General features: G+C 47.0%; 10 protein-coding genes. 4 read left to right on the forward strand and 6 right to left on the reverse strand.

Annotated elements, in window-relative coordinates; genetic code table 11:
• Nucleotides 1–177: 177 nt before the first annotated feature.
• The 5 genes from AC5JLB_RS22540 to AC5JLB_RS22560 form a co-directional block, all read right to left on the reverse strand.
• Nucleotides 178–354, reverse strand: a complete 177-nt coding sequence (locus AC5JLB_RS22540) for a hypothetical protein (RefSeq protein ID WP_495876067.1) — start codon at nt 352–354, stop codon at nt 178–180.
• A 108-nt stretch (nt 355–462) separates the two neighbouring features.
• A complete protein-coding gene (locus AC5JLB_RS22545) occupies nt 463–708 on the reverse strand; it encodes a DUF8620 family protein (RefSeq protein WP_495876068.1) in 246 nt (81 codons plus the stop codon).
• Between the two features lie 135 nt (nt 709–843).
• Entirely contained in the window at nt 844–1,056 is a 213-nt protein-coding gene (locus AC5JLB_RS22550) for a hypothetical protein (protein WP_495696338.1), read from the reverse strand.
• A 468-nt stretch (nt 1,057–1,524) separates the two neighbouring features.
• Nucleotides 1,525–1,947, reverse strand: a complete 423-nt coding sequence (locus tag AC5JLB_RS22555; protein WP_495876069.1) for a tetratricopeptide repeat protein — start codon at nt 1,945–1,947, stop codon at nt 1,525–1,527.
• Between the two features lie 91 nt (nt 1,948–2,038).
• Complete coding sequence (locus AC5JLB_RS22560) at nt 2,039–2,407, reverse strand: HesB/IscA family protein (RefSeq protein ID WP_495876070.1); 369 nt, start codon at nt 2,405–2,407, stop codon at nt 2,039–2,041.
• A 296-nt stretch (nt 2,408–2,703) separates the two neighbouring features.
• On the opposite strand from AC5JLB_RS22560, the gene AC5JLB_RS22565 reads away from it, so the two are divergent.
• The 4 genes from AC5JLB_RS22565 (at nt 2,704) to AC5JLB_RS22580 (ending at nt 7,748) form a co-directional block, all read left to right on the forward strand.
• Complete coding sequence (locus tag AC5JLB_RS22565) at nt 2,704–4,329, forward strand: DUF6930 domain-containing protein (protein WP_495876071.1); 1,626 nt, start codon at nt 2,704–2,706, stop codon at nt 4,327–4,329.
• A gap of 586 nt (nt 4,330–4,915) precedes the next feature.
• Nucleotides 4,916–5,197, forward strand: coding sequence for an HU family DNA-binding protein (locus tag AC5JLB_RS22570; RefSeq protein WP_495696334.1), 282 nt, complete (start codon nt 4,916–4,918; stop codon nt 5,195–5,197).
• Between the two features lie 36 nt (nt 5,198–5,233).
• On the forward strand, nt 5,234–6,292 hold the full coding sequence (gene cobD / locus AC5JLB_RS22575) for a threonine-phosphate decarboxylase CobD (protein WP_495876072.1): 1,059 nt from the start codon (nt 5,234–5,236) through the stop codon (nt 6,290–6,292).
• Between the two features lie 64 nt (nt 6,293–6,356).
• On the forward strand, nt 6,357–7,748 hold the full coding sequence (locus AC5JLB_RS22580; RefSeq protein ID WP_495876073.1) for an FAD-dependent oxidoreductase: 1,392 nt from the start codon (nt 6,357–6,359) through the stop codon (nt 7,746–7,748).
• A gap of 56 nt (nt 7,749–7,804) precedes the next feature.
• On the opposite strand, the gene AC5JLB_RS22585 is transcribed toward AC5JLB_RS22580, so the two are convergent.
• The coding region (locus tag AC5JLB_RS22585; protein WP_495876074.1) for a type II toxin-antitoxin system HicB family antitoxin at nt 7,805–8,018 on the reverse strand (214 nt) is incomplete at its 5' end.

The raw sequence follows: 8,018 nt of genomic DNA on the forward strand, positions 1-8,018 counted from the left end.
GAAACACCATTAGTCGCCAAAGAAGTAAAGATTTAAGCTACCATTTCGCGCGTCCCGACAGGCTTTCTTTAGTGCTTCTAATGAAGTCAAAACATGTTCATCAGCGAATTCTTGCTTGATTTGCTCAATCTCATCTATCAAAGGGTTAAGTTCGCTGAAATGGTAGCTGTAATCTCCCTAGAAATCTTGCAGGCGGTTGAGTAGAGGACAACGCAAAACAATAGCACTGCCATCTGAAGAGGGCAGACTAATTTTTTCAAGCAGCGCATCATAAGCGTGTTCATTCAGAAACGCCCAACGCTTTCTTCGGATTGCTGCTTTTCTAGATTTTCCAGGATGCACATCAAGAGCCATAAACAACGCTCATCGGCTGAACTTGGGTGCAACATTAACTCCAATGTCTGAAATCACAATATCTAGAATTACAACGTCTGGAAATGCGATCGCGTGTAGCGTTCAAGTTTAGCTATTTGGACTGAACCGTTTTGCAACCCAACTGCTGATGCCGCTGACCAGTGCGCCTGCCATCAAAATGCCGAGAGCAGGTTGCATGACGGGTTCCCAGAGTTTGTACCAGAGATTTAAGCCGAGAGAGACGTTTGCTGTGTGACCAATAACCGCGATCGCAAGCCAAACGAAGCTAAATAACACAAAGAATAGATCCAGCATCAGTGCTAGATTTAGCCATTTGAACAATTTTTCTTTCATAGTGTTCTTTCATCGATGACGGCGTAACAGTACCTCTGTTCACGTTACCAAAAAAGAGGGCTACCTCTGACATGTCAGGGTAGCCGTACGATTTTTAAATGGTGATTAAATGCTGATATCGAGAACAGCAGAAGCTTAAAGTTCTTCAAATTCAAATGGAGCAGAATCTTTCTTATGAGACATTTGCAAATTTGCAGGATCAACATAGTGGCAAACCGCATCGCTAAGACAAATCACCGCCCAGCCTGACTCAGCAATCTCGACCAACTTGTAGCCCGACGCATGTTGTACAAAATAGCCTTTGTGATTTCGTGTACCTGCTCTAACACCTACATATTGAGTTTCCATTGTTAAATGCTCCTTAAGCTAGGTTAAAATTCAAATAGTCGGGTGGAGCGACTGTTATGATGCTGAATCATAACTATTAGTTAAACCCGCTCCAGAAAGATCTGAAAAGTTCAGCTTGGATTCGTTAGCATTACTCGAAAGTGGCTTTCTTGAAGCAGAAAGCCCTTCTAAATTCGATATGTTGCTAACTGAAAGACTGTAATCAATGGAATGAATTCCTTTGATTTCTAGATAGTATCATCCTGTTTCTAAGAATTCCATTAACTTATATTTGATGGTATTACGATGTATAAATTATTTTTGTTCTTAAATAAGGCGAAAACTTCCCAAATTTAACTTAACGATAGTTAAGAAAATCGCTATAAATTCAGATGTGATAGTAAGTCTGGGGATCGCTATTAGGTGATTAAAAAAGAGCCAGCCGAAAAGTGCTGACCCTAGATAATGTGAACAAATTTGAAGCAAAGATTAGAATTCTGCCACCCATGCTTTTACCCGCTCTAAGCTTTTCCAGTTTGGCTTGCGGGCGAGTCCATCTTCAATATTCTGCATAACTTCTTCTTTCAGCTCGGGCACTGCCATTGTCAGTTGCTGCGTGATTTCAATGTGAGGTCGAACGCCAGATTTTGATAGCTCTAACATCGCCAGCACCAAGTTCACGCGGGCTTGAGGATCTTGAGGATTGATCTTGACGGCTTTCTGTGCCGCCGTCAATGCAGGCGTCGGTTTGTCAGTTAAAAGGTAGAGCCACGCGAGACACGTCCAAGCGGCGCTCGTTTTGCGGGAGCGATCGCAGATCTCCTTAAACACAGGAATCAGCACTTCCGGGTCTTCTCCAGCTTTGTAGCGTTCTAGTCCCTCATCGAATAAGGCTTCAACAGTTTGAGTCATGATCAGGCTAAGCGGTTAAACAACACGTTAAACAAAAAATCATTCGCCACTAAGGACGAATGACTCACACTGTATGATGACAGGTTTTCAGTTACGCAGAAAAGGACTTGCCGCAACCGCAGGTTTGATTGGCGTTGGGATTGGTAAACTGAAAGCCGCCGCCAATCAAGGCATTGCTATAATCCAGCATCAAGCCGTACAAATAAAGCAGGCTCTTTGGATCGCAGATCACTTTGAAGCCGTCGTAATCATAAACTTCATCATCCGGACGGATATTGCTCGGCTCTTCAAAATCCATCGTGTAGGACATGCCAGAGCAGCCGCCGCCCCGCACACCAACGCGCAAACAGAGATCCTTGCCCTGCTGGTCGCGCAGCATCTTGACTTGCTGAACGGCAGTTTCACTCATTAGAATGCCGCGTTGAGATTGATCTGGTTGAGACTGTGTTGCTTGTGTCATCTTGAGCGATCGCTCCTTATAATAAGCCGATCAAAATTAATGCTTGCTATCTAAATTACTATTCTATCGATTCTTTAGCAAAAACGAACGGCTGCCTGCGTTGCCTTCAGATCTTTGCAGAGCCAACCTGCTCTCAAGTGTCTATGCTGGTAAATGTCTATGCTGGTAAATGTCTATGCTGGTAGCAGCACTTCGATGCAAATAAATTAGACATCCAGTGTCGGAATCACGTTATCCGACTAAGATGAAAGCTACGATTCGTGTGAAAGTTGCGTTCTCGGTTCACTCACTTGGTTATGAATGGTCTTAATCCTTCTACTCGTCGGCGATTGCTGGAGCTACCTCAAATTCAAAGCGTGTGGGAGGGTGATCGGCGATCGTTCTCGCAAGACTCAGCGTCAGATACTCCTTGGAGCGATCCAACTTTAGCAAAGCCCCCAGCAGATGGAGAGTGCATTCTCTGGGTAGATGGGTCGCAGGGCATGGTGCGATCAATGGATGTTGTGCCACTAGAAACGGGGCACGAAGCGATCGTCCGGACTCTGCTCCGGGCAATGGAGCATCCTCACAATCCGGCCAAGCCTGCTAGACCGCAAAAGATTGTGGTGCGCGATCGCGAAACCTTATTTTATTTGCGCGGCGTTCTTCAAGATCTAGATATTACGTTAGATTACGTTCCCGATTTGCCTCTGATTGACGAAATCTTTCGGGGCTTTCAAGAAACCTCGAACAGCCGTCCGCCGTCGCTGCCGCCCGAACATGCAGAGGAACTGATAGAACGGGCTGAGGAACTTTGGAATGATGCGCCTTGGGAAGTGTTAGCCGATCATCAAATTTTAGAACTTGAAATCAATCGGTGGGATTTGAAATCGGTGTATGCCTCGGTGATGGGCATGTTGGGGATGGAATATGGCGTGTTGCTGTATCGATCGCTCGATTCGCTGCGGCAGTTTCGGGAGCGGGTGTTGTCGCAAGACTCCATTGAACACATGGAGGAAGCGTTTTTAGGACAGGACTGTTTGTTTTTGACCTACGAAACGGAAGGAGACGACGAGGAATTTGATCAAGACTTTGATTTAGCTGAGTTTGCTGAGCCAGAGTTAAAGCCTGTGTTTGGTAATTTGCATCCGCTAGAAGGCATTCGTTCGTTTCTCTACGACGAAGAAGCGATCGCATTTTCCACAATTTTAGAAGCGATGCATCGCTTTCTTAAACAGCATCGCCGCAAACTCGAGGGCGACAACTTTCCTGAAATTTCTAGCCGCTACAAGATTTCCGCTGATGGAGCGTCTGTTTCTATTAAAGTGACGACCCTGCCAGATGTAGCAGACGAACTGTTTAGCCTAGTGGATGAGGCGGACGATGAGATCGACATGCCTGTGATTCGCGATGACTTAGTGCCGGAGAATGCGTTTCTCAGTCTGGGTGTGATTCCTTGGGATATGGTGGAGCGGATGCGATCGCAGCTTGATCATTACCAGCCGGGTGAACCAGCGGAAGCGGGAGAAGGCTTGCCCGTGATTTTGATTCAAACATCGCGCCCCAAGGCAAAATCGATGATTGAAACCATCGAATCGGCAGGCGGTATTCGCGGTATTTGTTTTAATCCGGGTGCTGATCCCTTTATGGGCGATCACTACGATTTGGGCTTGTTTCAAACCCAAAACGGAGAACTTCATCTGTTTGGTGAGTTTGGAGAAGACGATCCAACTCACGTTCAGGCGCGCAAGAAATGGGAACAGCGCTGCAAGAAAACGAAAGGCTATTGCGGTTTGGTCATTGCAAAGGGATTGACGGGCGCGAGTCGCGGCAATCCAAACCTTAAAGATATGATGGCACTGTTTGAGGTTGCGGCAATCTCTTCAGACGAGTTGGGACTCGGAACCTTGGAACGAAAGCTTGCGGTAGACGGGCTGGGATGATGGCTCGCGATGGGCTGGAACGATCAAGTAATTGTGAATTGCGTCAACGCTGCAAGTTCTAAAGGGGCGGGCTGTTTGCCTATGCAGAAACAAGCCATCTCAATTCATCGTTTTGAGCAGTGCTGTGACGTGCGTTTTCAGATACGCGAAGTGTTGGCTAAATATTAACTTTTGCATCTATTCTGTGTACACTGCGTGATCGATTCAAGTCTTGCGTTGTGTGATTTGGTCTTAGATGAGACGAAGCAATAGCGATCGCACCGCTCAAAAGAATCGGATTGCGATCGCGAGGGATCATTGCTAGAAGCTTAAGAAACCGTGAGGTTCGATCAGGAAAACTGATTTTTTAAGCATTAATACTCAGCATTTTTTGAAAGAATTGAGAAAAAATTCCGAGATCCATATAAATTAACGGTTTCAGGGGTTCACATTCCTGCAACAACCTATAGAATAGGTCATTGAAAAATCGAGAAAATGAGCATTCAAGCCGATCCCAGCCGATCCCCTTGACTTACCTTGATTTTTCTTACTTCTGTCTCAACCTGAGACAAATAACTAAACCATCCGTCACTCTGAGGAAATTAGTATGAACAAAGGTGAACTCGTTGATGCAGTTGCAGACAAAGCAAGTGTGACCAAGAAGCAAGCTGATGCCGTTCTGACCGCCGCGATCGAGACGATTGTTGAAGCGGTTTCGACGGGTGATAAAGTAACGCTGGTAGGCTTCGGCTCGTTTGAGTCCCGTGAGCGCAAAGCACGGGAAGGACGCAACCCCAAAACTGGCGACAAAATGGAAATTCCGGCCACTCGCGTTCCCGCGTTTTCGGCAGGAAAGCTGTTTAAGGAAAAGGTTGCTCCTGAAGCCTAATCCATTGTTCAAGTTCGCGTATTGGCAGAAAATCACTTGACTCAACCCGTGCATGGAGGAAACTTACAGTGGGCAGCCTCGATCGCTGACTGCTCTCCTTCGGCAATTCTTGATTTTTCTGCCAGTATCAATCCCTTGGGTCCACCTCAATCGGCGATTTCGTCGATTCAAGACCATCTCTCAACGATTCGGGACTATCCAGACCCAGAGTATCGGCAGGTACGATCGCGCTTAGCGCAACTTCATCAGGTGTCGATAGACTGGATTTTGCCAGGAAATGGGTCCGCAGAGTTGCTCACTTGGGCAGCTTGGGATTTGGCAGCGCTAGAGGCCACAACTCTGGTAACGCCTGCTTTTGGAGATTACTTCCGGGCATTGAATGCCTTTGATGCAGAGGTTGTGCGATGCCCGCTTGCTATTGAGTCAGGGGAACAAGGACTGTCACACCTTGACCCCGTATTTCATCGCTCTGGGCTGCTCCTCAACAATCCTCATAACCCAACGGGTCGGCTGTTCACGAGAGCGGCAGTCCTGCCCCTGCTAGAGCGGTTTGAGTTGGTTGTGATCGATGAAGCGTTTATGGATTTTTTGCCCAACGAGCTAGATAGCTTGGTCAATGAGGTGCAGAACTATCCCAATTTAGTTATTTTGCGATCGCTCACGAAGTTCTACAGTTTGCCAGGATTGCGATTTGGCTATGCGATCGCTCATCCGGATCGGCTCAAAGCGTGGCAACAACGTCGCGATCCGTGGTCAGTCAATACGTTTGCGGCAGCGGCAGCCGAAGCTTGCGTACAAGATACAACGTTTCAGAAACAGACGTTTGATTGGTTGAAGGCGGCTCAGAAGCAATTATTTGATGGGCTTTCGCGGATTCCACAACTATCGCCTCTTCCTAGTGCCGTTAACTATTTCCTGGTTAAATTGAATGGCTCAGTCTCGACGCTTCAGCAAGAATTACTGAAGCGCCATCAAATTTTAATTCGCGATTGTTTAAGTTTTCCTGAACTCGGCGATCGCTATTTCCGGGTGGCCGTCCGGTTACCCGAAGAGAATAATCGTCTCTTGGATGCTCTAGCGAGTGTATTACACTGATGCACTAAGCTGATGCACTAAGCGATGTACTAAGCTGGCAGAGCGATAAGTTACGAACAATATTATGTCTGTTGATTATGATTTGGTGATTATTGGGAATACGATCGCAGGGTTTCATGCTGCATTGCAAGCTGCACAGTCACGGGCACGAGTTGCTTTGGTGCAGCAAGGTTGCCGTCCTCAATTCAGCCGTCATTCTGCCCTGGCAACGCTGGGAAATACCTTTGATTCTATTGAGCGAACGAATGCCTTGCGGGTCTATGCTGAGCCGATCAAGACGAGTTCGCTCTCGTGGGCTGAGGTCAATGGTTGGATCGATGCGATCGCGCAGGATCAACAAGAACTCTATTCGCCAACGATTCTTGCCAGTGTCGGGGTCGAGTTTATTGAACAGTCGGGTGAATTTTGTCGCAAGCCGCAGTCTGGATTTGTGGTGAATGGTCGAGTGCTGCGATCGCGCGCTTTCCTGATTGCGACTCATCATCGCCCCAGAATTCCTGAGATTGATGGGTTACAAACGCTCGATTACCTCACTTCCGAATCTCCAATTACCCACTCACCAAAATCGTTAGCGATCGTTAGTCATTCTTCGACGGGTGTCGAACTCGCTCAAATTTATGCTCGGTTGGGAACTGAAGTTACGCTAGTTGTCAATCAGCCTCAGATTATTCCTAACGCCGAGCCGGAGGTCGCGTTCCTTCTACAAGCTACGTTAGAAACAGAAGGGGTGCGGGTTCTGAGCGGCAAAATTATGCAAATTAGAACAGCGGATGGTAAGAAGATCATTCAAATTGGCAATCAAACCATAGAAACGGATGAAATTCTACTGGCAATGGGTTGGGAGTCAGAACTAGCAACGCTGAATTTAGAAGCGATGGATGTGCGATCGCCAATGAAAACCAATGCAAGGTTGCAAACTAATAATCCTCGCGTTTACTATTGCGGCAGTTTCGAGGCCGCCGTCGCGAAGTATGAAGCTGCGATCGCGGTCAAAAATGCTTTATTCTTTCCGAGACACAACGCTAGATATAGTGAAGCTGCTAAAATTGCGTCAACTGATCCAGAAGTCGCTTGGATAGGATTGACGGAATCACAAGCGATTCAGAATTATGGCAAAGATGTTGTCGTCTTACGCCGATCTTTTACAACGCTACTGAAGCCGCAGCTTAGAGGGAAAACAATAGGGTTGTGTAAACTGGTTGTGCGTCGCAATGGACAAATTTTAGGCGCGCATATGGTTGGGTTAGACGCAGGTGAAAGCTTGAGTGCCCTTGCGATCGCCATTCAACACAAGATTAAACTTCAACATCTTCAAACCGCTTTCCCCGCGCCAACCGTATCCGAGATCATTGGTCAATTAGTCAACGATTGGAAAGAGCAGCAATCTCGACACAATACGTTTCTACAAGACAGTGTGGCAAGCTTTTTAGCGTGGCGACGCTCCATTGCTAAGTGAAACCAGACTCGCCCGGAGTTGCGCTCTGCACTAATCGCGATAAAGACGATCGCACCTTAAGCAGACATCAGCCGGGCCTTATGTTGAGGGATTGGACGCTTGAGTTCTTGAGCCGTTTCAATCCACTCTTGCATAATCACTTCAACGTTCTGTAGGGCGGCTTGGTAGGTTGCTCCGTCGGCTGCACACCCTGGCAAGTCTGGAACTTCTGCAATTAGGGCGAACGCATACGTTTCTTCATAATTTGCGGGAAGGTTTAGAAGGCTGAGA

This window comes from Myxacorys chilensis (genome assembly GCF_059505265.1).